24 protein-coding genes are annotated in these 25,701 nt (G+C 66.2%); 3 read left to right on the top strand and 21 right to left on the bottom strand.

The annotated features are described in order from the left end of the window. Nucleotides 1-206: 206 nt before the first annotated feature. Nucleotides 207-1,103, top strand: coding sequence for an MBL fold metallo-hydrolase (locus tag AC3XQU_RS06775; protein ID WP_489873378.1), 897 nt, complete (start codon nucleotides 207-209; stop codon nucleotides 1,101-1,103). 140 nt (nucleotides 1,104-1,243) lie between these two features. After that, nucleotides 1,244-1,483, top strand: a complete 240-nt coding sequence (locus AC3XQU_RS06780; RefSeq protein ID WP_489873379.1) for a hypothetical protein — start codon at nucleotides 1,244-1,246, stop codon at nucleotides 1,481-1,483. A 96-nt stretch (nucleotides 1,484-1,579) separates the two neighbouring features. On the opposite strand, the gene pulA is transcribed toward AC3XQU_RS06780, so the two are convergent. From pulA to rpsF, 15 genes are all read right to left on the bottom strand, one after another. After that, on the bottom strand, nucleotides 1,580-4,678 hold the full coding sequence (gene pulA, locus AC3XQU_RS06785) for a pullulanase-type alpha-1,6-glucosidase (protein WP_489873380.1): 3,099 nt from the start codon (nucleotides 4,676-4,678) through the stop codon (nucleotides 1,580-1,582). A 286-nt stretch (nucleotides 4,679-4,964) separates the two neighbouring features. Then, the gene (locus tag AC3XQU_RS06790; RefSeq protein ID WP_489873381.1) at nucleotides 4,965-5,954 is read right to left on the bottom strand and encodes a GGDEF domain-containing response regulator; all 990 of its coding nucleotides are present in this window, start codon (nucleotides 5,952-5,954) and stop codon (nucleotides 4,965-4,967) included. Nucleotides 5,955-6,022: 68 nt separating this feature from the next. Continuing rightward, nucleotides 6,023-7,036, bottom strand: a complete 1,014-nt coding sequence (gene cheB / locus AC3XQU_RS06795) for a chemotaxis-specific protein-glutamate methyltransferase CheB (protein ID WP_489873382.1) — start codon at nucleotides 7,034-7,036, stop codon at nucleotides 6,023-6,025. Next, nucleotides 7,033-9,315: a hybrid sensor histidine kinase/response regulator gene (locus AC3XQU_RS06800; RefSeq protein WP_489873383.1), complete on the bottom strand. Its 2,283-nt coding sequence runs from the start codon at nucleotides 9,313-9,315 to the stop codon at nucleotides 7,033-7,035. The genes cheB and AC3XQU_RS06800 overlap by 4 nt, the downstream gene beginning before the upstream one ends. Beyond that, the gene (locus AC3XQU_RS06805) at nucleotides 9,312-9,881 is read right to left on the bottom strand and encodes a chemotaxis protein CheW (RefSeq protein WP_489873384.1); all 570 of its coding nucleotides are present in this window, start codon (nucleotides 9,879-9,881) and stop codon (nucleotides 9,312-9,314) included. The genes AC3XQU_RS06800 and AC3XQU_RS06805 overlap by 4 nt, the downstream gene beginning before the upstream one ends. Then, on the bottom strand, nucleotides 9,878-11,104 hold the full coding sequence (locus tag AC3XQU_RS06810; protein WP_489873385.1) for a CheR family methyltransferase: 1,227 nt from the start codon (nucleotides 11,102-11,104) through the stop codon (nucleotides 9,878-9,880). The genes AC3XQU_RS06805 and AC3XQU_RS06810 overlap by 4 nt, the downstream gene beginning before the upstream one ends. Next, entirely contained in the window at nucleotides 11,101-11,553 is a 453-nt protein-coding gene (locus tag AC3XQU_RS06815) for a chemotaxis protein CheW (RefSeq protein WP_489873386.1), read from the bottom strand. The genes AC3XQU_RS06810 and AC3XQU_RS06815 overlap by 4 nt, the downstream gene beginning before the upstream one ends. Nucleotides 11,554-11,560: 7 nt before the next feature. Continuing rightward, complete coding sequence (locus AC3XQU_RS06820) at nucleotides 11,561-13,375, bottom strand: methyl-accepting chemotaxis protein (protein WP_489873387.1); 1,815 nt, start codon at nucleotides 13,373-13,375, stop codon at nucleotides 11,561-11,563. A 160-nt stretch (nucleotides 13,376-13,535) separates the two neighbouring features. Continuing rightward, entirely contained in the window at nucleotides 13,536-14,546 is a 1,011-nt protein-coding gene (locus AC3XQU_RS06825) for an inorganic phosphate transporter (protein WP_489873388.1), read from the bottom strand. Nucleotides 14,547-14,571: 25 nt separating this feature from the next. Next, nucleotides 14,572-15,198 carry a DUF47 domain-containing protein gene (locus tag AC3XQU_RS06830; protein WP_489873389.1) on the bottom strand — a complete coding sequence of 209 codons (627 nt, stop codon included), beginning with the start codon at nucleotides 15,196-15,198 and terminating at the stop codon, nucleotides 14,572-14,574. Nucleotides 15,199-15,285: 87 nt separating this feature from the next. Next, nucleotides 15,286-16,671, bottom strand: a complete 1,386-nt coding sequence (locus AC3XQU_RS06835) for a replicative DNA helicase (RefSeq protein WP_489873390.1) — start codon at nucleotides 16,669-16,671, stop codon at nucleotides 15,286-15,288. A gap of 118 nt (nucleotides 16,672-16,789) precedes the next feature. Continuing rightward, nucleotides 16,790-17,242 (bottom strand): 50S ribosomal protein L9, encoded by a 453-nt coding sequence (gene rplI, locus AC3XQU_RS06840; protein ID WP_489873391.1) that lies wholly within the window; start codon nucleotides 17,240-17,242, stop codon nucleotides 16,790-16,792. A 36-nt stretch (nucleotides 17,243-17,278) separates the two neighbouring features. After that, nucleotides 17,279-17,569 carry a 30S ribosomal protein S18 gene (gene rpsR, locus AC3XQU_RS06845; RefSeq protein ID WP_091874943.1) on the bottom strand — a complete coding sequence of 97 codons (291 nt, stop codon included), beginning with the start codon at nucleotides 17,567-17,569 and terminating at the stop codon, nucleotides 17,279-17,281. Between the two features lie 35 nt (nucleotides 17,570-17,604). Next, the gene (priB, locus tag AC3XQU_RS06850; RefSeq protein WP_489873392.1) at nucleotides 17,605-17,895 is read right to left on the bottom strand and encodes a primosomal replication protein N; all 291 of its coding nucleotides are present in this window, start codon (nucleotides 17,893-17,895) and stop codon (nucleotides 17,605-17,607) included. 38 nt (nucleotides 17,896-17,933) lie between these two features. Next, nucleotides 17,934-18,326, bottom strand: a complete 393-nt coding sequence (gene rpsF / locus AC3XQU_RS06855; protein WP_489873393.1) for a 30S ribosomal protein S6 — start codon at nucleotides 18,324-18,326, stop codon at nucleotides 17,934-17,936. Nucleotides 18,327-18,600: 274 nt separating this feature from the next. Here rpsF and lexA point away from each other — a divergent pair, with 274 nt between their 5' ends. Further along, entirely contained in the window at nucleotides 18,601-19,233 is a 633-nt protein-coding gene (gene lexA, locus AC3XQU_RS06860; RefSeq protein ID WP_489873394.1) for a transcriptional repressor LexA, read from the top strand. Nucleotides 19,234-19,308: 75 nt separating this feature from the next. On the opposite strand, the gene AC3XQU_RS06865 is transcribed toward lexA, so the two are convergent. The 6 genes from AC3XQU_RS06865 to folC all read right to left on the bottom strand — a co-directional run bounded on the left by AC3XQU_RS06865 (nucleotide 19,309) and on the right by folC (nucleotide 25,683). Then, on the bottom strand, nucleotides 19,309-20,028 hold the full coding sequence (locus tag AC3XQU_RS06865) for a tetratricopeptide repeat protein (protein ID WP_489873395.1): 720 nt from the start codon (nucleotides 20,026-20,028) through the stop codon (nucleotides 19,309-19,311). A 99-nt stretch (nucleotides 20,029-20,127) separates the two neighbouring features. Next, nucleotides 20,128-21,366, bottom strand: coding sequence for a cystathionine gamma-synthase family protein (locus AC3XQU_RS06870; protein ID WP_489873396.1), 1,239 nt, complete (start codon nucleotides 21,364-21,366; stop codon nucleotides 20,128-20,130). A gap of 10 nt (nucleotides 21,367-21,376) precedes the next feature. Continuing rightward, nucleotides 21,377-22,897 carry an amidophosphoribosyltransferase gene (gene purF / locus AC3XQU_RS06875; RefSeq protein ID WP_489873397.1) on the bottom strand — a complete coding sequence of 507 codons (1,521 nt, stop codon included), beginning with the start codon at nucleotides 22,895-22,897 and terminating at the stop codon, nucleotides 21,377-21,379. Between the two features lie 55 nt (nucleotides 22,898-22,952). Then, the gene (locus AC3XQU_RS06880; RefSeq protein ID WP_489873398.1) at nucleotides 22,953-23,441 is read right to left on the bottom strand and encodes a CvpA family protein; all 489 of its coding nucleotides are present in this window, start codon (nucleotides 23,439-23,441) and stop codon (nucleotides 22,953-22,955) included. 28 nt (nucleotides 23,442-23,469) lie between these two features. Further along, nucleotides 23,470-24,372 (bottom strand): SPOR domain-containing protein, encoded by a 903-nt coding sequence (locus tag AC3XQU_RS06885; RefSeq protein WP_489873399.1) that lies wholly within the window; start codon nucleotides 24,370-24,372, stop codon nucleotides 23,470-23,472. Nucleotides 24,373-24,384: 12 nt separating this feature from the next. Next, nucleotides 24,385-25,683 carry a bifunctional tetrahydrofolate synthase/dihydrofolate synthase gene (folC, locus tag AC3XQU_RS06890; RefSeq protein ID WP_489873400.1) on the bottom strand — a complete coding sequence of 433 codons (1,299 nt, stop codon included), beginning with the start codon at nucleotides 25,681-25,683 and terminating at the stop codon, nucleotides 24,385-24,387. Nucleotides 25,684-25,701 lie beyond the last annotated feature (18 nt).

The raw sequence follows: 25,701 nt of genomic DNA on the forward strand, positions 1-25,701 counted from the left end.
GTACGCGCCGGATGCGCGTGGAACAGCCTTTTTGCTGCATAGGAATTTCAGGAAGTGTAGCTTTGTTACGCCCGCCTGTATATGCCCTGTGGCAACACATCGCCAACCGATGGGAAAAATCGCGAGATTTGGACTATTTGCCACATAAACTCGCTATCATTGTCGACGCTCGTTAAAAAATAACAAACGTTTGGCTGGGAGTAGAGATGAAATTCCGCTTTTGGGGAGTGCGCGGTTCGATACCGTCCCCGGGTCCACGCACGGCGCGCTATGGCGGAAATACCACCTGCATCGAAGTGCGCACGGACGACGGCACCTTGCTCATCCTCGATGGCGGTACCGGGCTGTTCCCCCTGGCCCAGCACCTGCTGGCCCAGCCGCAGCGTGCGCCCATCAGCGCCAACATCTTCATCACCCACAGCCACTGGGACCACATCCACGGCCTGCCCTTCTTCACGCCGCTGTTCATCAAGGGCAGCCGGGTGCGCCTGCATGGCGCCTACGACACGGTGACCAACCGGGGGATCGAGCACGTGATGGGCGTGCAGCTCCAGAACAGCTATTTTCCAGTGAGCGAAACCCAGATGGACGCCACCATCGACTACCGCACCCTGGACATCGGGGTGCCGATCGAGGTGGGCGACGCCACGGTCGGCAACGTGGTGATGAACCACCCGGTGACCAACCTGGGCTACCGCATCGCTTGCCGCGGCCGCGCGCTGTTCTTCACCGGCGACCATGAACCCTGGCACAATCCCTACCCGCCGGGCGACCCCGCCTTCGATGCCTACGAAAAGCACCTGCACGAGCGCGAGCGCGCAATCGACGCCGCCATGGCCGGGGTCGACGCCTTGATCGTCGACTGCTCGTACACGCGCGAGGAATACCCGGCCCGTGCCGGCTGGGGCCACGGCACCTTCGATGCCGCCATCGACATGGCGCTGCGGGTCGGCGCGCGCGCCCTGTATTGCACCCACCACGAGCCCACCCGCAGCGACGACGACCTCGAGGCCGTGTTCGCGGCCGTGATGGCGCGCCACCGCGACCGCCTGGGCAGCCTGCAGGTGCACCTGGCCTACGAAGGGCTGGAAGTGGCGCTGTGAACGGCGCCTGGAACCTGGTGCTGGCTGATTACAGTTGAGTGACGATTTCCCTGTAAATCACGATTACAATCGTTCCTGCTATTGTTCGTCGATTGACGATCGATACACGATACCAGTCCATTTACAGGAGTTAGACCAACATGAAACCTGTCATCGCGGCCGCTGCTGCTGCCTGTGCCCTGCTTGCTGGCTGTGAGTCCACGCCGGCCGAGGGCGGTCACAAGCTGGCCCACGAAGAAACCTATGTGCCGACCGGGACCATCATCCCGCGCAAGAAGGGCCAGGGCGTGAGCGCTACCAATGTCGGCACCGTCAACAAGGACGATCTCGAGAACCAGCGCAACGTGAACTCGGGACAGCCCACCCCCACTGGCATCTAGAGGCCGCGCCGGTAGCTGGCCGGCGCCGCTCGCCGTACGGCAAAAAGGCCGGCAACGCACCATGCGCTGCCGGCCTTTGTTTCACGGATGACCGCCTCAGTCGCCCGGGCCGCCTTCCACGAAGACCGCCGTGGTACGCGCCGGGATGGTGAAGCTGCCGCTCGCGTCCTGGTAGCTGGACGTCTTCACCACCGGGTCATCGGACTTGCGCTGCAGCTTGTGCAGCTTGAGCCCCAGCCCTTTCAGCGCCGGGATGGCGATGGTCTTCGCTTCCTTGTCCACGTTGAACAGCACCACCACGCTGCGGTAGCGCGCATCCGGATAGCGCGAAGGCGAGTCGCCGTCGATGCGCATCACCACCAGCCCCGGCACCTGGTCGGGCCCCGTGTTGTGGAACTTCAGGCGCTCGATCACGTCTTTCGCCGTGCGCAGGCGGAACAGGCTGCTGTCGGTGCGGATCGCCAGCAGTTCCTCGAAGGCGGCCTTGGCCGACAGGATCGCCTGCGTATCCGGCTTGATCAGCGGGTTGTTCAGCACCGGCGCCATCAGGCCCCAGTTGTCGCGGTTCTTGTCGCTCGATGGCAGGCCGACGCCGAAGTTGTTCGACTCGTAGCTGTAGTCCAGGCGGTTGAACCAGTCGCCGGCGTTATAGCTGTCGCGGTCCAGCGACTTGGAGCGCAGCAGTTCCTGTCCCGCATGGATGAACGGGATGCCCTGCGACAGCAGCACGATGGCCGCGCCCAGGTTCTGCACCCGCACCCGGTCCGCCGGCGACGTCGATTGCGGCAGGCGGAAGGCGTTGATGTCGAACAGGGTCTGGTTGTCGTGCTTTTCGACGTAGTTGATGGTTTCGCGAGGGCTGGCGGTGTAGCCGGCGCGCTGGCCGAAATAATCGATGTCCGCATTGCTGCGCAGCGAACCGAAACGATCGACGAAGCGATAGTCGCGCAGGGTGCCCGACAGGCCCACCCGCACCAGGTCGGCCAGGCGCAGCGCATCGTCGCGCGACTGGTTGGCCATGGCGTTCGGGTCGTACCACACGCCGTTGATGAAGCCCTGCTGCTTGATCAGGTCGTCGCCGCCGTCGCAGCAGCCGCCGCCACGCACCGTGTCGCGCAGGCGGTCGTTGAACGAGCCGATGCCGGTGCCGAACAGGTTGGCCTGGCGCGCCGTCACGAAGCGCTGGTCGTTGGCCACCGCGCCGAAGTTCCAGCCTTCGCCATACAGGTAGATCTCGCGGCCGGCGGCGCGGTTCACGCGTGCCTGCAGGTCCTTCATCACGTCCAGCGGCGCAAACGACATGATGTCGAAGCGGAAGCTGTCGACCTTGTATTCCGACGCCCACAGCGACACCGAATCGACCATGAGCTTGCCCATCATCGTGTGTTCGGCGGCGGTATCGGCGCAGCAGCTGTCGTTCAGGTTGCCGCCGTTGGCGCCCAGGCGGTAGTAATACGCCGGCACGATCTTGTCCAGTACCGACAAGGGTCCCTGCTGGGAGGAGCTGGTGTGGTTGTAGACCACGTCCATCGTCACCCGCAGCCCGGTTTCGTGCAGGCCCTGCACCATGGCGCGGAACTCGCGGATGCGCGCCGCGCCGTCGTTGGCGTTGGAGGCGTAGCTGCCTTCCGGCGCGTTGTAGTGCACAGGGTCGTAGCCCCAGTTGAAGCAGTCGGCGTCGCGCACCGCGTCGATGGCCGCCTGTTGCTCGCTGGAGTCCGGCGCCGCCGCCGGAATGACCGGCGTGGTGCAGCCGGCCTCGTTGACGCTGGCAAAATCGAAGGCCGGCAGCAGGTGCACATGGGTCAGGCCGGCCTTTTCCAGCGACTTCAGGTGGCGCATGCCGCGCGAATCGCGCTCGGTGAAGGCCAGGTATTTGCCGCGGTTGGCGGCGGCCACCGAGTCGTCGCCGACGCTGAAGTCGCGCACGTGCAGCTCGTAGAGCGAGATATCGGATGCATGGGCGAGCTTGGGCAGCTGGTGGTGATCCCAGCCGCGCGGCTTGAGCGCCGGGCTGTCGAGCGCGGCCACGAAGGAGCGGCCGCTGTTGGCGTTCAGGCTTACCGAATACGGATCGGTGACGGTATTGGTCACCAGGGTATTGTTGGCCCAGCGCGAGAGCACCTTGACGGTATAGGTGTAGTAGGCGCGGTTGGTCCAGGCGCCGTCGGGCGCGGTATAGCTCCAGATGCCGGTGGCGGCGTCGAAGCGCATCGGCACCTGGGTGGCGCGCGGGGCATTGGCGTCAGGGTAGACGTCCAGCGCCACCGATTTCGCGGTCGGCGCCCACAGGCGGAAGGTCGGCTTGCCGTTCGCGTCGAAGCTCACGCCCAGCTTCGCGTTGGCGGCGCGTTCGGCGAACACCTCGTCGAGCATGCCGGCGTTTTGCAGCGAGGTGACCTGCACCAGCTGGCCGCTCGTGTCGAACTGCGCCACCGCGAACTGCGCGCTGGCCAGGCCAGGGAGCCTGGCGGCGTCGGCGCTGGACAGCGCCAGGCCGGTGGCGCCGGCCAGGTGGCGGAATTTCTCGCGGCTTGCCTCGGGCAAGGCCGCGGGCGTGAGCGCCATGCTGCCGTCCGCTCCCGTCACGCCGGACGAATTCGAGCCCAGCCCGCCGTTGGCGGCGTAGTACAGCTTGTAGCTGCCGGCCGCAGGCACGCCCGGCCAGGCGATGGTTCTTGCCGCCAGCCAGTGCGCGCTGGCGTTGGCCAGGTTGCCGTAGCTGACCGCGGGCGGCGCGGTGTACACCGTGCAGTCGCCCTCGAGCAGCCAGATCTCGTGGCCGCGGGTCGCCACGTCCGGATTGAGCGGCGCGCCCTGGTCGGCGCCGCAGTTCTTGGTGCCGTTGCCGTCGGTGACGAGGAACCACAGCGCGGTCTTGCCGGCCGCCAAGGGGATGTCGACGTAGCCACCGAAGGCGTCTGTCTGATTAAACATGAAGCGGTCGGTGATCCAGGCCGAGCTCGGGTTGGCCGGGCCGTCCCACGAGTACACGCCCCACTGGCTGGTATCGTTCTGCACGCGGCGGAAGTGCACCCGGATCGTGCCGGGCGCGACCGGCGCCACGGCGCTGGCGCTCACCGCCTGGGCGCTGGCGCTGGACACCGGCAGGGCAAAGCCCGCCACCAGCATCATCGTTCCGCAGGCAGCCACGGTAAGGCGCAGGCGTGAAGTCAAACTACGTCTGTTGCGCATGTTGTCCCCTTTTTGTTTATTGTCATTGGCAGTCGCCCCTGATAAAGGATTACAGGCGGCAACGGTGGCGAGCGCCACCATGTAATATTACTACCAAGATTGCGCAATGTGCGCGCGCACGCAGACAAAAAGCGCACAGGAGCATGCTGTGCCGGGATAGCAACAGTATCGGAAGTTTGAGAATTGCCTGCTGGAATGTACGGCAGCGATGGAACTTGCCTTGGCGCCGGACAGGTTGCGGTATGGAAGGCGCAAGCGCAGCCAGGCACGCGGCCCGGCCTTGTCTTCAGCCCTGGTGCACCCGGTTGCGTCCCTCGGCCTTGGCGGCGTACAGGGCCTGGTCGGCGCTGGCGATCAGGTCTTCCGCCGAGTGCTCCGAAGCCGGCACGAGCGAAGCGACGCCGACCGAGATCGTCACCACGCCCGCCTCGGTGCAGGGATGCTCGAGCGCCAGCCCTGCCAGGCGGGCGCGGCAGGCTTCGGCCAGCTTCATGGCACCGTCGAGCTCGGTCTCGGGCAGGACGATGGCGAACTCCTCGCCGCCGTAGCGCGCGGCCAGGTCGGCCGGACGCTTGAGCTGCTCGGTCAGCACGGCGGCCACCTTCTTCAGGCACATGTCGCCCGCCTGGTGGCCGAACTCGTCGTTGTAGAGCTTGAAATGGTCGACGTCGCACAACAGCATCGACAGCGGTTTCCTGGTGCGCTGCCCGCGTTGCCATTCGCGCTGCAGGATGTCGTCGAAGGCGCGGCGATTGCCGATGCCGGTCAGGCCGTCCAGCGCCGCCAGCTTCTGCAACTGCAGGTTGGCGTCGGCCAGTTTCTGCTGGCTCTCGCGCAGGAAACGGAAGGCCTCGTCGCGTTCGAGGCGGCTGATATACGCGGCGGAGTGGTAGCGGATGCGCGCCAGCAGCTCCAGTGGATCGGGCAGCTTCACCAGGTAGTCGTTGGCGCCGACGGCGAAGCCGTGGGCCTTGAGCTTCGGGTCTTCCTTGGCCGACAGCACGATCACCGGCACCGGACGCAGTGCCGGCTCGATGCGGTACTGGCGGATCACGTCGAAGCCGTCGGACCCGGGCATGACCAGGTCCTGCAGGATCACGGTCGGCCGCAGCACGGCTGCGGCCGCGACGGCCCTGGCGGCATCGGTCACGAAGTGGAATTCGATGTCGGGCTCGGCGACGAGCATGCGCCGGATCGCTTCGACGATGATGAGCTGGTCGTCCACCAGCAAGACCCGGACGCGATGGCGTGGCGCGTCTTGCTGGTGGAAGTCCATGGAAATGGCTTCAGACATAATAAACTTGGCAATAAAAAAGTGAGAATCCGTGACAATGGACCCTGCAGTCAAGCGCGAATTCTATCGCGAATCGCAGCGTTGATTTTTCCGAGAGGCAAAATATTTACAGCAGCGCCGATTTCCGCTGCCGCGCGTGGCATGCCGTACACGGCACTGCTGGCCTGGTCCTGGGCAATGGTGGCGTGTCCGGCCTGGCGCATCGCCAGCAGGCCGGCGGCGCCGTCGCGTCCCATCCCGGTCAGCAGCACGCCGGTGGCCGTTCCCGCCCAGTGCGAGGCCACGCAGCCGAACAATACGTCCACCGACGGCCGGTAGGGATCATCGACGGGCTCGGCGCGGTAATGGAAGCGCTGGCTGGCGCTGAGCGTCAGGTGATCGTTGCTCTGCGCAATCTGCACCACCCCGCCCTGCAAGCTATCGTTTTCCGCGACCACCCGCACCGGCATGCCGAGCTGGTCGTCGAGCCAGCGCGCGAAATGCCCGGCAAAGCTGGCGTCGATGTGCTGCACCACCACGATGGCCGTGTCGGGCGGCGCCTGCCACCCGGCCAGGATGGCGGCGATCGCCACCGGGCCGCCGGTCGAGGCGCCGATGGCCAGCAGGTGCCGCACCTGCCCCGCCGGCGCGTGCGGACGGCCGTTGCCGGGGGCCGCGGCCGGGACGGTCCGGTCGAAGCGGATCAGCTTGCCGATGGTCTTGATCTTGGCCAGCAGTTCGGCCGCGCCGCTCCCGTCGCCGGCCAGCACCGGGGTGGCGGTGACGTCGAGCGCTCCCGCGCCGAGCGCGCGGAACACCTGGCCGACGTTGTCCTTGGGATGGCCGGTGACTACCAGCACCGCGCAGGGCGAGGCAAGCATGATGCGCCGGGTGGCCTCGACCCCGTCCAGGCCCGGCATGTTCAGGTCCATCAAGACCAGGTCCGGGCGGTCCTCGGCGCACAGGCGCACCGCGTCCACGCCGGTGCGCGCGATCCATGCGACGTCGTGCCCGGCCCCGGCCGTGACGACGCGGCGCAGGGCTTCCGCTGCCAGAACGACGTCGTTGGCAATGCCGATCCTCATGGCGCGGCCGGTCCGATCAGGTCGAACACGGCGTCGAGCAAGGTCGCGTCATGGAAGCTGCCCTTGGCAAGGTAGTAGTCGGCGCCCGCCTCCATCCCGCGCGCGCGGTCTTCCGGGCGGTCCTTGTACGACACGATCATCACCGGCAGCTTGCGCAGGCGCGAATCCTGGCGCACCAGAGCGACCAGCTCGATGCCGTCCATGCGCGGCATGTCGATGTCGGTTATCAGCAGATCGTAGTCGCCGGCACGCGCCATGTTCCAGCCGTCCATGCCGTCGACCGCGGTATCGACGCGGTAGCCGCGCGCGGCCAGCAGCTGGCGCTCCATTTCGCGCACCGTCAGCGAGTCGTCCACTACCAGCACATGGCGCGCCGCCCGCACCGCACCCTGGCCCTGGCGCGGCAGCTGCTGCAGGCCGCCGGCATGGAGCAGCCGGTCGATCGACACCAGCAGGTCGGCCACGTCCAGCACCAGCACCGGTGCGCCGTCGTCGAGCAGCGCGCCGGCCGCCACGTTGCGCAGCTTGCCGAATACCGGGTCGAGCGCCTGCACGGTCAGGCTTTGTTCGCCGGCGATGGCGTCGACCACCAGCGCGTAGCGTGCGGCGCCTTCGCCCAGCACCACCACCGACAGCTCGGCCGCCGGCGGCGCCTGGCCCAGTTCCAGCACCTGGGCCGCGGCCACCAGCCCGTAATGCACGCCGCCCAGCTCGAAGAACTGCTTGTCTTCCAGCGTGTGCATGGCGTCCTGCGCCACCCGCAGCACCTGCTGCACCTTGGCGATCGGGATGGCGTAGGCCTCGCCCGCCACCAGCACCACCAGCGCGCGCACGATCGACTGCGTCAGCGGCAGCGTGATCGCGGTGCGCATGCCTTGGCCCGGCTGGCTGGCGACGCGCACGCTGCCGTGATGCTCGCGCACCACCTGCTGGACCACGTCGAGGCCGACGCCGCGCCCGGAAATATCGGTCACGTCCGGTTTCAGGCTGAAACCGGGCAGGAACAGGAATTCCATCAGCTCGGCCGGCGACAGCGCCGCCGCCATGGCCGCGCTGCCCAGCCCGCGCTCGACCACGGCGCCGCGTACCCGCTCGGGATCGATGCCGCGGCCGTCGTCGCTGACCTCGATCACCAGCATGCCGCCGCGATGGCGCGCCGCCAGGCGGATCGTGCCCTGCGCCGGCTTGCCCGCCGCGGCGCGCTCTTCCGGGCTTTCCATGCCGTGGTCGAGCGCATTGCGCAGCAGGTGGTTGAGCGGATTCTCGATGCGCGCCAGGATCGCGCGGTCGACCGGTATCGCGCCGCCCTCGATGACCAGCTGCACCTCCTTGCCGAGCTTGCGCGCCAGGTCGCGCACCATGCGCGGGAAGGCGTGCACCCCGTCGCTGAACGGACCCATGCGCAGCGCCAGCACCTGGTCCACCATGCGCGTGGCGACCTGGGTCGCGCCGCGCTCATGGGTTTCGGCGTCGGCCATGTGCTGCTGCAGCAGCAGCTTGAGCGGCTCGGCGCGGGCCAGGACCAGCGCCGACTGCTCGGCCAGCGCGGGGTCGCCGCGGGCGGCGACGGCTTCGTGCAGCTGCGCCAGCGCGGCCAGCATGGCGGCCTGCTGGCGCTTGAAACGCTGCAGCCCTGCGTTCAAGCCGGCCAGCCTGTGGGCGTTGACGCGTGCCTGGCTGGCCTGCGCCAGCAAGGCGTCGGCGGCCGCGCCGGCGGCTCTAGCCGAGGCGGCCGGCGCCGCCGGCGCCGGATCGGGTGTGGGAGCGGCCGCTGGCGGCGCAGCCGCCGGCGGGACCTGTTCGGGCTCCGCCTGGACGCGCAGCGGTTCGCGCGGGACATGCACGGCCTGGGGCTTGTCGGCCGGCGCGCCCAGGCCGCGCATGGCCGTCACGGCCGCATCGATGGCGGGCCGGTGTGCCTGCACCCAGTCGTCCAGTCCAGCCTCGCCCAGGGCCGCGACCTGCGCGACCAGGTCCACCCCGCCCAGCAGCACGTCGATGGCGGCCGGCTGCAGCGCCAGCGCGCCCGCCTGGGCCGCGGTGAAGGCGTCTTCCATTGCATGCGCGAGCTCGACCACCACCTGCAGTCCGACGATGGCGGCCGCACCCTTGATCGAGTGCGCCGCCCGCATCAGGCCATCGAGCACCTCGGCGCCGCCGTCGCCACCACTCTCCAGGCGCAGCAAGCCCTGGGTCAGGTGGCGCACCTGGCCGTCGGCCTCCATCCGGAACAGGTCGAGCAGGGAAAACTGGCTCAGGTCCCCGGATTCGTGGCTCATCGCAGCAATTCCACGCAATGACCGGCCAGCAGGTCCGGGTCGAGCACGCCCACCAACAGGCCGTCGTGCGCCAGCACGCCCGCCAGCCGCCGCCCCAGGCCCTGGTCGATGGTGGCGGCCGGCGCCGCCAGGTGGGCGCTGGCATAGCGCACCAGTCCCTTGAGTTCGGCCACCGGCAAGGCACACGGCTGGCCCGTGCAGTCCAGCACCAGCAGCCGGGCGAACACATGGCGGCCACTGACCGCGACGTCCCTGCCCTCGTCGATGCCCAGCATGCTTGCCAGCGACAGCGCCGGCAGCAGGCGCCCGCCCACGTTCACGACACCCAGCAGCGCCCCGCCGCTGCGGTGCGGCACCCGGTGCACCGGGGCCACGGGGGCGACCGATTCCACCATCGACGCCGCCACCGCGAGCCACTCGGCGCCGACCCGGAACACCAGTGCCGAGGCATCCGGCGCTTCCACCTCGACGGGCGGCTGGCGCAGGCGCTCCGCCCAGTCGGCGCGGTAGCCGTCGTCGATCGCGCGTTCGAGGATGTTGCGCGCCGCGTGTTCAGGCAAGCTCATGCGCTCCTCCGTCCGGCCGGGCTGCGACCGAAGACACGCGCGGCGCGCTCCTGGTAGGCGTCGGCGCCGCGCGCGTCGCCGGCGCGCCGCGCCAGCAGGCTCAAGTGGCACAGCGCCTCGTAGTGGTCCGGCTGCAGGTAGACGCAGCGGCGCCAATGGTCGGCGGCGAGCTGCAGCTGCCCCGCGCACTGGCTGACCAGGCCGAGCAGGAAATAGGCGTCGGCCGAGGCCGGGTTGGCTGCCAGGAAGCCGTGGCAGAGCTGCGCCGCCGCCGCATGCTCGCCGGCATCGGCCAGCTGCCGCGCCTGGGCCAGCGCGTCGGACACCACCGCCGGGGCGGGCACGGGCCGGGCGCGCAGCGGCGCGTTACGGATCAGGGCCGGGGCCGGGGCCGGGGCGGCGACTGGCCGCACCGCCCGGGCGCGCCGCAGGGCGGGCAGCGGCAGCGCCGCCTGGGCCGCGCTTTTCTCGAGCGCGAAGGCGCCGGGCAGGCGCAGCGCCGTGAAGCCGTGGCGGCACAAGGCCGGCACTTCGGCATAGCCGGCGAACAGCAGGCCGTCGTCGGCCAGCAGGCGGTGCAGGACCTGCGCCGCCGCGTGCGCGGCAGGATCGTCGAAGTAGATCAGCAGGTTGCGGCAAAATACCAGGTCGTAGCATCCCGCGCTCAAGGCCGGGTCCGGCGCAAACAGGTTGCCCTGCCTGAAGCCGACCCTGGCGCGGATCGCGTCGCACAGGCGGTAGCCGTCGTCCTCGGCCCTGAAGTAGCGGTCGCGGAAGGCCAGGTCGGCGCCGCGGAAGGCGTTGCGCGTGTAGTAGCCGCCGATGGCGCGCCCGATCGACGCATGCGACAGGTCGACCGCGTCGATCCGTACCGATGCCGGCGCCACGCCCGCCATGTCGAGCGCCATCGCCATCGAATACGGCTCTTCGCCGCCGGCGCAGGGCAGCGACAGGATGCGCAGGGTGCGCGCGGGCTGCAGCGCCAGCGCACGCTGCACGAAATCGGTCGCCGCGCGGAAGGCGCCGGCGTCGCGGAACAGCCAGGACTCGGGCACCACCACCAGCTCGGTCAGCGCCTCGAGTTCGCCCGCGGGCAAGGCGTCCAGGTAGGCGTCGCGGTCGGCCAGGCCCAGCCTGGCCATCCGTTCGCGCACCGCGCGTTCGGCATCGGCCTGGGTGATGTTCAAGCCGGTGGCCTGGTGCAGCAGGCGGCGCGCGCTCACGCCTGCGCCTCGGGATACAGCAGGGTCCGCACTTCAGGCGTGAGCAGGGCGTCGACGTCGACCAGCTGCAGCATGGCGCCGTCCGTCGAAGCGACCTGGCCCAGGAAGGGCGCGCCGCGCACCCCGGCATCGAGCAGCCCGCCGGGCGCGATCTGGACCACGCCCTGGACGCGCGCGGCGAGCAGGCCGAGGGGCCGCAGGCTGCCGTCGTGCGCGGCATAGTCGGCCACCACGATGCGGGTATCGTAGTGCGCCGGCGATGGGGCGATGCCGGCCAGCCGGTCCAGGTCGATCACGGGTAGCGGCTCGCCGTGCAGGTCGAGCAGGCCGGCCACGCAGGGCGGCGCCAGCGGCAGCTCCCTGAGCGCCGCGGCCGGCAGCACCCGGCGAATGCACGCCAGGTGCAGGCCGTAGCGCTGGGCGCCGATGTGAAAGACCAGCACTTTCATCGCCGTATCAAGTATGGACCGAGAAGGTGGCCACCGACGACTGCAGGTCGCCGGCCGCGTACTGGAGCTGGCGCACCGCTTCGCTGGTCGCCTTCAGCGACTCGACCGTCTGCTGGGTCGCGTCGCTCAGCTGCAGCATGGTTTCGGAAATCTGCGAGGCGCCCACCGCCTGCGACTGCATCCCCTCGAGCACCAGGTCGAACTGCGGCGCGAGCTTCTGCACCTGGTCCATCACCGAGGACAGCTGTTCGGCCACCTGCCGCACCTCGCCCACGCTGCGCCGGATCTCTTCGGAAAACTTGTCCATCCCCATGACGCTGGCCGACACCGCCGACTGCATTTCCTTGACCATCTGCTCGATGTCCCAGGTCGATACCGAGGTCTGGTCGGCCAGGCGGCGGATCTCGGTGGCCACCACCGAGAAGCCGCGGCCGGCGTCGCCCGCCTTCTCGGCCTCGATCGCGGCGTTGAGCGACAGGATGTTGGTCTGGTCGGCCACCTTGGTGATCGTCACCAATACGCTGTTGATGTTGCCGGCCTTTTCCGACAGCGCCGCCAGCTTGGCGTTGATCGAGTCGGTCGCGCTGACCATGTGCTGCATGGTCGCGTCCATGCGCTTGAGGTTGCCCTGCGCTTCGGCGGTGGCGCTGGTGGTGAAGTCGGCGACCGCGGTGGCCTGCTCCATGGTGCGCAGCAACTGGGTAGTGTTGGCCGAGATTTCCCTGGTCGTGGACAGGATCTCGACGCTGGTCTGGGCCTGTTCGATACCGGTTGCCTCCTGCTGTTTCGACGAGGCGGCGATTTCGGTGGCCGAGGTGGTGACCTGGATGCCGGCCTTCTGCACATTGTTGAGGTGGCTTCGCAGGTTGTCGAACATGGTCGACAAGCCCTGGCCGAGCTGGCCGATGGCGTCCTTCCCCTCGATGGTGATGCGCCCGCCCAGGTCGCCGGCGGCGGCCCGCGAGACCACGGCCAGCAGCGCATCGACCTTGTCGCGCAGGTCGGTCGTGGCAGCCTGCTCCTTGGCCTGGCTGTCCTGGATGGCCTGCGCCATGCGGTTGAATTCGCGCGTCACCTTGCCCAGCTCGTCGTTCGAATCGATGCGGGCACGGGCCGACTGGTCGCCGGCGGCAATGCGCCCGAGCGTCTGGTTCAGGCTGTTGAGCGGCGCCAGCAAGGCCCGGATCAGCAGCCAGGCGATCAGCACCGCCAATGCGATGGTGGCGGCGCCGCCGACCGTGAGCAGCAGCGTCATGTTTTCCTGCAGCGCCGCCGATTCCTGCGAACGCAGGCTGATCAAGCGGTTTTCCTCGGCCGCGATCTGGTCGATCTGCTTGCGGATCGCAGCCACGGTGCGGGCGCCGGCCAGCACGGCGGCATCGGTGGCGGCCGTATCGGCGGGCCTGGCGCCGGCATCGCGGGCGCGGCGCAAGGTAATCTGCGGCAGCACCGCCTGGGCCATCCACTCGTCGAGCATGGGCCCGAGCTGCTTGACGCGGTCGTGCTGCTGCGGATTGTCGGCCGTCAGCCGGGTGGCCGTGGCCAGGTGGCCCTTCGCCTCGGCGAACTCGGCATTCAAGGGCGCGATCAGTCCTTCATTGCCGGTCAGCAGAAAGCCGCGGATGGCGGCCTGGACCTGCAGCACGGAGGTGGCGACGTGATTGGACTCGACCAGCACCTCGAGCGCATGGCGATCCCATCTGTTGGCGTCGGCCAGCTTTTGCGCATTGTTATAGGCCAGCGCCAGCAGGAACAGCATGATCGAGACGATGGCTCCCAGGCCAAGGATCAGTTTGTTCTTGATGCTCAAATCGTTCAACATGGGGACTCCGGCACGATGGGACTGTGACTGTAGCATTTCCCGGCTCCCGCACGGGTAAAAATAGTGCCAGAAACCAACAATCTCACCCTGAGGCCGTGGCGCGGCGCATGAAAAAACCCGGCGCTTGCCGGGTTCCGTGGAGCGATCCTGCCACAGGCTCTTACATGATCTTGGTGCCGACCCACCACGCCACCGCCGCCATGAAGGCCGACGCCGGAATGGTCACGACCCAGGCCATCACGATATTGCCCGCCACGCCCCAGCGCACGGCCGTAGCCTTCTGCGAGGCGCCCACGCCGACGATGGCGCCGGTGATGGTGTGGGTGGTCGAGACCGGGATGCCGAAGAAGCTCGCCATCAGCAGCGTCATGGCCCCGCCCGTCTCGGCGCAGAAGCCGCCGACCGGCTTGAGCTTGGTGATCTTCTGGCCCATGGTCTTGACGATGCGCCAGCCGCCGAACAGCGTGCCGAAGGCGATCGCCGCGTAGCAGGAGATGATCACCCACATCGGCGGCAGCGCGTCGGTCGGGCTGGTCACGCCGGCCGCGATCAGGAGCATCCAGATGATGCCCATGGTCTTCTGCGCGTCGTTGCCGCCGTGGCCGAGCGAATAGCCGGCCGCCGACACCAGCTGCAGGCGGCGGAACCAGACGTCGACCTTGCGCGGCGTGGATTTCACGAAGATCCAGGACACCATCAGCATGATGCTCGCGCCCAGCACGAAGCCCAGCAGCGGAGCCACCACGATGAAGGCCACGGTCTTCATCAGGCCGCCGGCGATCAGCGCGCCGGTGCCCGACTTGGCCACGGCCGCGCCTACCAGGCCGCCGATCAGCGCGTGCGAGGAAGAGGACGGGATGCCGTAGTACCAGGTGATCACGTTCCAGGTAATCGCCCCGACCAGGGCGCCGAAAATGACGTAATGGTCGACGATGTGCGGGTCGATGGTGCCCTTGCCGATGGTCTGCGCCACCTTCATGCTGACCACGAAGATCGCGATGAAGTTGAAGAAGGCCGCCATCGCCACCGCGGTCTGCGGTTTCAGCACGCCGGTCGAGACCACGGTGGCGATCGAGTTCGCCGAGTCGTGGAAGCCGTTCATGAAGTCGAACACCAGTGCGAGCAGCACCAGCATGCCCAGCACCCAAATGCTGATGTTAAGAGTTTCCATAATTATTCTTGTTCTGGGCGAGCCGTTACGCGTTCTCGACGATGATGCCTTCGATGATGTTGGCGACATCCTCGCAACGGTCGGTGACGGTCTCGAGGATCTCGTAGATCGCCTTCATCTTGATCAGGTTGCGCACGTCCGGCTCGTCGCGGAACAGTTTCGACATGGCCGCGCGCATCACGTGGTCGGCGTCGGATTCGAAGCGGTCGATCTCTTCGCAGATGTCGACGATCTTCTGGGCGTTGCCCATGTCGTGCAGCAGCGCGACGGCTTCCTGCACCTTCAGGCAGCACGACAGGCACAGCTCGGCCAGGCGCTTGGCTTCCGGGGTCACGGCGTGCAGGTCGTACAGCGAGACGGTCTGGGCGCCGTCTTCCATCATGTCGAGGATGTCGTCCATGCGGGTGATCAGCTTGTGGATGTCGTCGCGGTCGATCGGGGTGATGAAGGTCTTGTGCAGCAGGTCGACGCAGGCGTAGGTGATCTTGTCCGCCTCTTTCTCGATGCTTTCCACCGCATGGGTGCGGATTTCCAGGTCGTCGAAATTGGTCATCAGGCCGACCATTTCGTGTGCACCCTTCACGCACAATGCGGCGTGCTGGTTGAACAGGTCAAAAAACTTCCCCTCCTGGGGCATCAGGCGTCCAAACATGTAGTTCTCCGTTGTAAAACTCTGGGGTCTGCGAGGGTCCGCGGCAAGCCTGCCGTCGAGGCGTGCCGTCCGCGGCGCAATATCGGCTTAATCGCCTTGGTAGACGGCGAGATTACCGCTGTAGTTACCAAACTTGGTGTATTGGCCGATCCAGGTCAGGCGAATTGCCCCGATCGGACCGTTACGCTGCTTGCCGATGATGATTTCGGCCGTGCCTTTATCGGGCGAGTCGGGGTTATAGACCTCGTCGCGATACAGGAAAATGATCACGTCCGCATCCTGCTCGATTGCGCCGGATTCGCGCAGGTCGGACATGACGGGACGCTTGTTGGGGCGCTGCTCGAGCGAGCGGTTCAGCTGCGACAGCGCGATGACCGGGCAATGCAGTTCCTTGGCCAGGCCCTTGAGCGAGCGCGAGATCTCCGAGATCTCGGCGGTGCGGTTGTCGCCCGGCTGGCTACCCTGCATCAGCTGCAGGTAGTCGACGATGATCAGGCCGAGCTTGCCGCACTGGCGGGCCAGGCGGCGCGCGCGCGCGCGCATCTCGATCGGGTTCAGCGCCGGCGTCTCGTCGATGTAGAGCTGGGCGTCGTTCATCTTCTGGATGGCGTGCGTCAGGCGCGGCCAGTCCTCGTCGTTCAGGCGGCCGGTACGCAGGCGGTGCTGGTCGAGCTGGCCGACCGAGCCGAGCATACGCATGGCCAGCTGGGTGCCGCCCATCTCCATCGAGAACACGGCCACCGGCAGGCCCGCCTCGATCGCGACGTTCTCGCCGATGTTCACCGAGAAGGCGGTCTTGCCCATCGACGGACGGCCGGCGACGATCACCAGGTCGCCCGGCTGCAGGCCGGAGGTCATGCGGTCGAGGTCGATGAAACCGGTCGGCACGCCCGTGATCTCGCCCTGGTTCTCGCGCGAATACAGTTCGTCGATGCGCTCGACCACCTGGGTGAGCAGCGGCTGGATCGGGTTCCAGCCCTGGGCGCCGCGCGCGCCGGTTTCGGCAATCGCGAAGATCTTCGACTCGGCCTCGTCGAGCATCTGCTTGACTTCCTTGCCCTGCGGGTTGAAGGCATTGCCCGAGATCTCGTCGGCGACCGTGATGAGCTTACGCAGGATGCCGCGGTCGCGCACGATCTCGGCATAGCGGCGGATGTTGGCCGCCGACGGCGTGTTCTGCGCCATCGCGTTCAGGTACTGCAGGCCGCCCACGTCCTCGGCCTTGCCCAGCGAAACCATGGCCTCGTAGACCGTGATCACGTCGGCCGGCTTGCCGCCGTTGATCAGGCGGACCATCTGTTCGAAGATGATGCGGTGGTCGTAGCGGTAGAAGTCGTCCGCGTGCATGAAGTCGGCAATACGGTCCCACGCCGCGTTATCGCGCAGGAGGCCGCCGATGACGGACTGCTCTGCTTCGATGGAATGCGGGGGGATGCGCAGCGAGTCGACTTGCGGATCGGATGGGGAATTCATGGCGGGCATTATACCTTTTCCGGTCACACGGCTGACATAATTGGGTAGATTCTGGCAATAAAAAAAGCCGGGCGAACCCGGCTTTTTCATTTATGCAACATGTGCATTCAGCGACCGCTTAGGCAGCTTCGCCAACAACCGCAACCGTGATTTCCGACACGACATCGGTGTGCAGGGCGACTGCCACCGGGAATTCACCGGTGGTCTTCAGCGGGCCGGTCGGCAGGCGAACCTGCGACTTCTCCACTGCGAAACCTTGCTTGGTCAGGGCTTCGGCGATGTCGAAGTTGGTGACCGAACCGAACAGGCGGCCATCGACGCCGGCCTTCTGGCCGATGGTGACGGTCATGCCGCTCAGCTTGTCGCCTTGCGCCTGGGCAGCCGACAGCTTTTCAGCTGCTGCTTTTTCCAGTTCTGCGCGCTTGACTTCGAACTCGGCCACAGCGGCCTGGGTAGCACGGCGTGCCATCTTTTGCGGGATCAGGAAGTTACGTGCGTAACCGTCCTTGACCTTGACCACGTCGCCCAGGTTGCCGACGTTAACAACTTTTTCCAAAAGGATAACTTGCATATTTTTCTCCAGAAATTCTGATCTGTACGCCGCGGATTAACCGTGGTGCAGGTCGGTGTACGGCAGCAGCGCGAGGTAGCGTGCGCGCTTGATCGCGGTATCGACCTGGCGCTGGTAGTGCGCCTTGGTGCCGGTCAGGCGTGCCGGCATGATCTTGCCGTTTTCCTGGACGAAGTCCTTCAGGGTGTCGACGTCTTTGTAGTCGACCTGTTCCACGTTTGCAGCGGTGAAGCGGCAGAACTTCTTGCGCTTGAACAGCGGGTTCTGCTGTTTGCGCTTCAGTTTTTCTTTGGCTTTGTTTTTGTCGAACTTTTTACCGAATGCCATTTTAGGCTCCTGTATCTATCTAAATGAATGCCGCGTCAGGCGGCACTGAAATCAATGATGTGAAACACCAGGGCTTTACTGTTGCGGTTCTTCCGCGCCAGGAATCCGGTGAACCGGTAAGCCGCGCCGAGTTCGGCGCTGGCGAACCTGCCTGAAATCTCGCCCGCGGCCAGCGCGGTGACTTCAAACTCGACCAGCCTCGCTACCCTAGCCTCTTCCTGCTGCGAACTGTGCATCAGGATGGCGCCCACGATGGGGACACCGGCCGGGGTGTAACGCAACACGTCACGCTCGGCGATGGTCGCCACGAGCTGGAGCTGGTTCACTGGTGTGCTGGGATTCCCTGGAAAAACCGGATCAACAATTAGGCTGCTGCGGCTGGAGCGGCAGCTGGGGCTGCGGCTTCGGCGCGGTGGCTCTTGGCTGCGTCTTCGCGCTGGACCGACTTCATCATCGGCGACGGTGCGGTTTCAGCCTTCTTCATCTTGACGGTCAGGTGACGCAGGACGGCATCGTTGAACTTGAATGCGGTTTCCAGCTCGACCAGGGTCTCGTTGTCGCACTCGATGTTCATGCAGATGTAGTGGGCTTTCGGCAGCTTCTGGATCTGGTAAGCCATCTGGCGACGGCCCCAATCTTCCACGCGATGGATGTTACCGCCGCGGCTCGACACCGTGGCTTTGTAGCGCTCGATCATCGCCGGGACTTGCTCGCTTTGGTCCGGGTGGACGATAAAAACGATTTCATAATGACGCATGCATTACTCCTTAGGGACGTTTAAACAAATGCCCACCTCGGCGTCAAGACGAGTGTGGGAAGGGAAAGCCGGACATTATAGCCCGAGATTGGCCAGTTTGGAAAGCCGGGTGTGGTTCGCTATCGCGATGAGTCCGCCAGAGCGCGCGGTTTTTGCCACGCCCGGGACCGCGCTGCACAATTTTTTTACACATTTCCCGTGTTTTCCCTTGCGCACGGAGGAATACTGTACAAAAATACAGTCTACTCACACAACGGATTGCCTTAACACACCCATGCTCAAGCTCACTGCAAGGCAAGAACAGATCCTGAACCTGATCAGGGAAGCGATCGACAACACCGGTTTTCCCCCGACCCGCGCGGAAATCGCAGCCGAACTCGGCTTCAAATCGGCCAACGCCGCCGAAGAACACCTGCAGGCGCTGGCGCGCAAGGGCGCGATCGAGATTTCGCCGGGCACCTCGCGCGGCATCCGCCTGATCGGCGCGTCGGTCGAGCAGGTCCCGCTGGTACCGGCCGCGCTCATGATGGCGCTGCCGCTGGTCGGCCGCGTGGCCGCCGGTTCGCCGATCCTGGCCCAGGAACACGTCGAAGCCACCTATAACGTCGATGCGGCCATGTTCTCCGCGCGTCCGGACTTCCTGCTGAAGGTCAAGGGCTGGTCGATGCGCGATGCCGGGATCTGCGACGGCGACTTCCTGGCGGTCAAGAAGATCGACAGCGCCAAGAACGGCCAGATCGTCGTGGCCAGGCTGGGCGACGAAGTCACGGTCAAGCGCTACCGCAAGACCGGCAACATGGTCGAACTGTTGCCGGAAAACCCGGACTTCAAGGTCATCCAGGTCACGCCCGAGGACGAGTTTGCGCTCGAGGGTCTGGCGGTGGGCTTGATGCGCAGCTGGCACTAGTTCAGCGCCAGCGCTGCATTGCCTGACTTGGGTCCCGCCCTGCGCCGGGACCCAAGGTGTACTTCACCTACCCCATCATTTCAATTTCTTCGCATCCGAAGAACTCTTCACCATCGCATTGTGCTCGGCCACATAGGCCTCGGTCGCCTGGCGCCATGCGGCGAAATCGGCCAGCACCAGCTTCGAGCTCACTTTCGCTTCTTCGGTCAGGTTCGACTGCAGCTGGGTTAGGTAAGCGGTCGACTTCTCCGTTTCCTCCTTGGTCATGAGCTTGGCGATATCGGCCGGGATGCGCCTGGTCAGCGGCGTGGCCGCGTTCAGGTTGGTGACATACCTGTTGTAGCATTCCTGCCAGTTGGTGACGGCCGCGCCGATGCGGTCGATGTCGGCGTTCACCTTGGACATGGCCGGGATGCGCGGTGCAACGCAGCGGAATTCGCCTGATTTCAGGTCTTCGCCGTCGTAGCCCTTGATCCAGTAGTCGATGTCCTTGCGGCGCTTGACGCGCTGGTCCATCACCTCGAGCGAAGCGGCGGCGACCTTGTTGCCCTTGGCGGCGGATTTCCTGAACAGCGCTTCGGCCTTCGCTTCGTCGACCTGCCCTGCTTCGCCATACCAGTACATCTGGCCCAGCGCCTGCTGCGCCTCGGCGTTGCCGCCATTGGCCAGCTTGGTGTAGAGCTTCATGGCCTGGGCGTAGTCCTTCTTCGCGAACAAGGCGTGGGCGTCTTCCAGCTCACCGGCGACAGCGCCGGCACAGAACAGCAGGGACAGGCAAAACAGCGTGGTCTTCATGGTCGCTTACGGATGGGGAATCGAATCCCCATCATAGCGGCATCGCGCCGCGTGCTCAACCGTTGAAACAAAACGGCAGCCCGGAGGCTGCCGCTGTGCTTACGCGTCGAGCGCCTGGCGGAAGTCCGCCAGCAGATCCACGGTATCCTCGATGCCCACCGAGACCCGGATCAGGGATTCGGCGATGCCCATGCTGGCGCGCCGCTCGGCCCCCATCTCGAAGAAGATCGTGTGCGCGACCGGGATCACCAGGGTACGGGTGTCGCCCAGGTTGCTCGCCGGGATACCGAGCTCGAGCCGGTTCAGGTAGTCGAAGGGATCGATGCTGTCTACCAGTTCGAAGCTGAGCAGCGAACCGCCGGCGCGGAACAATTCACTGGTGATTGCATGCTGCGGGTGCGACGCCAGGCCCGGATAGTGGACGGCGCTGACCCGCGCGTCCGCCTCGAGCAGCTGCGCCAGGGCCAGCGCATTGCTGCTGGTGCGTTCCATGCGCAGGGCCAGGGTCTCGGCGCCCACCGCGATGTGGTGGGCCGCCTCCGGCCCCAGGGCCGCGCCGAAGTCGCGCAGCGCTTTCGCGCGCAGCTGGGCCAGGCCTTGCGCCTGGGCTGGCTGCTTGCGGAAGTTTGGCGCGATGTGCGGGTAGGCGCTCCAGTCGAACAGGCCGGTGTCGGTCAGGGCGCCGCCCAGCGCATTGCCATGGCCGCCGATGGACTTGGTCAGCGAATTGACCACCAGGCCGGCGCCGACCGCCTTCGGGCGGAACAGGTAGGGCGTGGTCATGGTGTTGTCGACCACGTAGAGGATGCCGCGCTCGCGGCACAGCTGGCCGATACGGGCCAGGTCGGCCACCTGCGTGCGCGGGTTGGCGATGGTCTCGACGAACACCATGCGCGTCGCGGGCGTCAGCGCCGCTTCGACATTGGCCACGTCGGTGGCGTCGACAAAAGCGACCTCCACGCCCTGCCCCGCCACGGTCTGCCACAGGCTGTTGGTGTTCCCGAACAGGAAGGACGAGGACACGATATGGTCGCCCGCCTTGAGCAGCGCCTGGAACAGCGCGCCGATGGCGCCCATGCCGGTGGCGAAACAGACGGTGCCGGCGCCGTCTTCCATCTTCGTGATCTTGTCCTCCAGCGCGCCGACCGTCGGGTTGCCCTGGCGGCCGTAGCGGAAGCCCGGCTCCTTGCCCTGGAAGACCGAGGCCAGCTGGCGCGCATCGTTGTAGCCGAAGGCCACCGAGGTGTGCACCGGCTTGTGCAGCGAGCCCTGCTCGATGCTCTTCCTGCGGTCGTTGTGCAGGATGGTGGTGGTGAAGCCGTACTTGGTAGCGCTCATGCAAAGTGCCTTATTCGGCGGCCGGAGCCTTCAGGTGCAGGTGCGTGGTCACGTCGTCCTCGTCGCGCTTCGGGCTCGGCTTGTGGCGGGCCGATTCCAGGCGGTCGAGGTATTCCGGGGTCACGTCGCCGGTCACGTAGACGCCATCGAAGCACGAGGCCTCGAAGTTCTTCAGCGCGGGATTGACGTCCGAGATGGCGCGCTTGAGCGCATCGACGTCCTGGTAGACCAGGCGGTCGGCGGTGATCTCGCGGCAGATTTCCTCGGTGGTGCGGCCGTGGGCGATCAGCTCGTCGCGGGTCGGCATGTCGATGCCGTACACGTTCGGATACAGCACCGGCGGCGCGGCGGACGCGAAGAACACCTTGCGCGCACCGGCTTCGCGGGCCATCTGGACGATCTCGCGGCTGGTGGTGCCGCGCACGATCGAGTCGTCCACCAGCAGCACGTTCTTGTCCTTGAATTCGGAGGCGATGGCGTTGAGCTTCTGGCGCACCGATTTCTTGCGCATGCCCTGGCCGGGCATGATGAAGGTGCGGCCGATGTAGCGGTTCTTGATGAAGCCTTCGCGGTACTCGATGCCGAGCTTCAGGGCCAGCTGGATCGCGGCCGGACGCGAGGAATCGGGAATCGGCATGACCACGTCGATCTCGCCGTCGGGGATCTCGGCGCGCACCTTGTCGGCCAGGTATTCGCCCATGCGCAGGCGGGTCGCATACACCGAGGCGCCGTCGATCACCGAGTCGGGCCGCGCCAGGTAGACGTACTCGAAGGCGCAGGGGTTGAGCGACGGGTTCTCGGCGCACTGCTGCTCCGACAAATTGCCGTCGTTGTCGATGAAGACCGCCTCGCCCGGCGCGATGTCGCGCACGAAGCGGAAACCCAGGCCCTCGAGCGCCACCGATTCGCTGGCCACCAGGTATTCGGTGCCGTTTTCGGTCTCGTTCATGCCGAGGCACAGCGGGCGGATGCCGAAGGGATCGCGGAAGGCCAGCATGCCGTGGCCGGAGATCTGCGCCACCACGGCGTAGGCGCCGCGCACGCGGCGGTGCACCGCGGCCACGGCCTTGAACACGGCGTCCTTGTTCAGGTTGTAGCCATCGGCCGCTTCCTGGATCTCGTGGGCCAGCACGTTGAGCAGCACCTCGGAATCGGAATCGGTGTTGATGTGGCGGCGGTCGTTGCGGAACAGTTCTTCCTTGAGCGCGGCCTGGTTGGTCAGGTTGCCGTTGTGGGCCAGCGTGATGCCGAACGGCGCGTTCACGTAGAACGGCTGCGCTTCTTCCTCGCTCGAGGAGCCGGCAGTCGGATAGCGGCAGTGGCCGATACCGGTATTGCCTTGAAGCGAGCGCATGTTGCGGGTGCGGAACACGTCACGGACCAGGCCATTGGCCTTGTACATCGAGAACATGCTGCTGTGATTGGTCGCAATGCCCGCAGCGTCCTGGCCGCGGTGCTGCAAGAGCAGCAACGCGTCATACAAGAGCTGGTTGACGGGATTGTGCGAGACGACGCCGACGATGCCACACATGGTGCGCTCCTAAAAACTGGCCTGCTGATTACAAAAAAGAATTCTATTCGGTGGTTCAATACTTCACATGCTGGGCAAGCGCTGCAGGCAGGAAAGGTTTCACCGTGCGCGCCCCGGTTTCGGCCATGGGCGAAAACAGCGCATTTCTCCAGAAATCCTGCTGCGGGATGGAAGTCATCCCACACAATATGACGGCGGCAAGCACGATTACAATGCCGCGCCCCAATCCGAACAATCCGCCCAGGCCGCGGTCGGCCAGGCTCAGGCCGCTTGCGGTGATGAGGGCGCCGATCGCCAGCGACAGCAGGCCCATCAATACGCGCACGCCGAGGAAGAGGATGACGAAGGCCGCGATCAGGCGCGTGGTCTCGCCGGGAACCAGGTCGGGCAGCATCGGCGCGAGCTTGGCGCCGTACATGTTGGCCACTACAAAGGCGACCACCCATCCCAGCAGCGACAGGATCTCTTTCACCAGGCCGCGCAGGGTGGAAATGATGACCGACGAAATCAGGACGAACAACACCAGGTAATCGAAAATCGTCACGCCGCGCTTCTCTCAACAGCGCCCTGCATCAGAGCGGGACCATCTTGCCCGACAGGCCGATGGCCATCAGTTTCGAGCGTACCTTGTCTGCTTCTTCCTTGCCGAACGGTCCGACCCGCACGCGGATCAGGTCACCGGATTTTTCGGTGAACGAGGACACGCCGGCGGCGCGCAGGCGGCCCTGCAGCTCGTTGACCTTTTCCGGAGTCGTCAGCGCGGCGACCTGCACCACGTATTTCTGCGACGGGCCCTCGACCTTCACGGCCGGCTTGTCCTCGAGGATGGCGATCGCGCGCGCGGCGTCTTCCCTGGGCTTCGGCTTGGCTGCCGGCTCGGCTTTCTTCAGGGCGAGGTCGGCGGCTTTCGGGTGCACCGCGTCGATGACGGGCGCGCGCTTGGGCTCAGGCTTGACCGGATCAAGCTTGGGCTCGGCCTTCGGCTCGGTTTTCAGCGCCGGCGCAGGCTCGGTGCGCGCGGTGTCGATGGTGCGCATCGGCGGCGGGTCCGATGGCGGGACCGCGATCGCGCCGCTTGGGGCGGGGGGCGTGGCCACGTCCACCGGCTCGACGATTTCCTCGCCGCTGTCCACCGTGGCCGCTGCCGGCACCGGCAGGGGCGCGGCCTTTTCCTTGTCCGGGATGTTGATGGCGATGTCGGCGCCGAGCGGCTTGGGCTCGGAATCGAGCAGCATCGGCAGCCCGACCGCCGCGGCCAGCGCCAGTGCGATCGCGCCGACCAGGCGGCGGCGTGCGCGTTTTTTCTCGGGGAGGACCGGGTCCGGGCCGCGACTGCGCCGTGCGCCTTCGCCGGCGTGCGACGCGCGCTTGGCGCGGGCCTGCTGACCATAGGCGGCGTCGTCATCCTTGACGTAGTGGCCGCTATCGCGGACGGTGTCTTGCTTGTTTTTGCTGCCTAACGAGAACAAGCCCATGCGTTTCAGGTATCAGTGTAGAGAGGATTTACGGGCCGCCATCACGCCGGCGACCGTGTAGAACGAACCAAAGACCACAATTCTATCATTCTCGCCTGCCCGGCTCACCGCATTCGCATAGGCCTCGGCCGGATTGGCAAAGGTAGTTACCGAAAAATCGTCGGCTTTTGCGCCGGCGGGCTTCAATGCTTCGAGCTTTTCCGCCAGCTGCGCAGGCTTGGCCGAGCGCGGCGACGGCAGCGGCGTCACGCACCAGTGGTCGATGTATTGCGCCATCGGTGCGATCACCGCATCGATGTCCTTGTCTTCCATGATGCCGAACACCGCATAGGTAAATCGGTGGAAGCCCATGTTGCCGAGGTTCTGGGCGAGCGTAGCGGCGGCATGCGGATTGTGGGCGACGTCGAGCACCTGGGTCGGGCGTCCCGGCAGCACCTGGAAGCGGCCCGGCAGCTCGACCAGCGCCAGGCCCGCGCGCACTTCCTGGGCGCCGCAGGGCAGCTGCATGCGCAGCACTTCGAGCGCGGCCAGCGCGGCCGAGGCGTTGAGCAGCTGGTTGGCGCCGCGAAGGGCCGGATAGGCCAGCGAATTGCGGCGCTGGCTGCGCCCGCCGTAGCTCCACTGCTGCTGGTCGCCCTGGTAGTTGAAGTCGCGCCCCAGCAGCCACAGGTCGGCGCCGATGCTTTCCGCATGCTCGACCAGCGATTGCGGCGGCACCGGGTCGCTGCAGATGGCTGTTTTACCTGCGCGGAAGATGCCGGCTTTTTCGAAGCCGATCTTCTCGCGCGTGTCGCCGAGGTAGTCGATATGGTCGATGTCGACGCTGGTGACGATCGCCACGTCGGCGTCGACCACGTTGACGGCGTCCAGGCGCCCGCCCAGGCCCACTTCCAGGATGGCCACGTCGACGTTCGACTGCGAGATCAGGTGCATGATCGCCAGCGTGGTGAATTCGAAGTAGGTCAGCGGCACGTCGCCGCGCACCGCTTCGACCGCATCGAAGGCAGCGACCAGTGCCTCGTTCGAGGCCATCTCGCCATTGATGCGGGCGCGCTCGTTAAAGTCGAGGAAGTGCGGCTTGATGTACAGGCCCACGCGGTAGCCGCACTGCAGCAGCACGCTCTCCAGCATGGCGCAGGTCGAGCCCTTGCCGTTGGTGCCGGCCACCATGATCACGGGGCAGGCAAAACTCAGCTGCAAGCGCTCCTTGACGGCGCGCACGCGGTCCAGGCCCATGTCGATATGGGTTTCGGCATGGCGTGACTCGAGCAGCGCCAGCCAATCTAGCAAGGTGGTCGGGGTAGTGGGCATGGGTGGACTTCGGTGGTG

It is taken from the genome of Telluria sp. AZSoR62 (assembly GCF_058111565.1).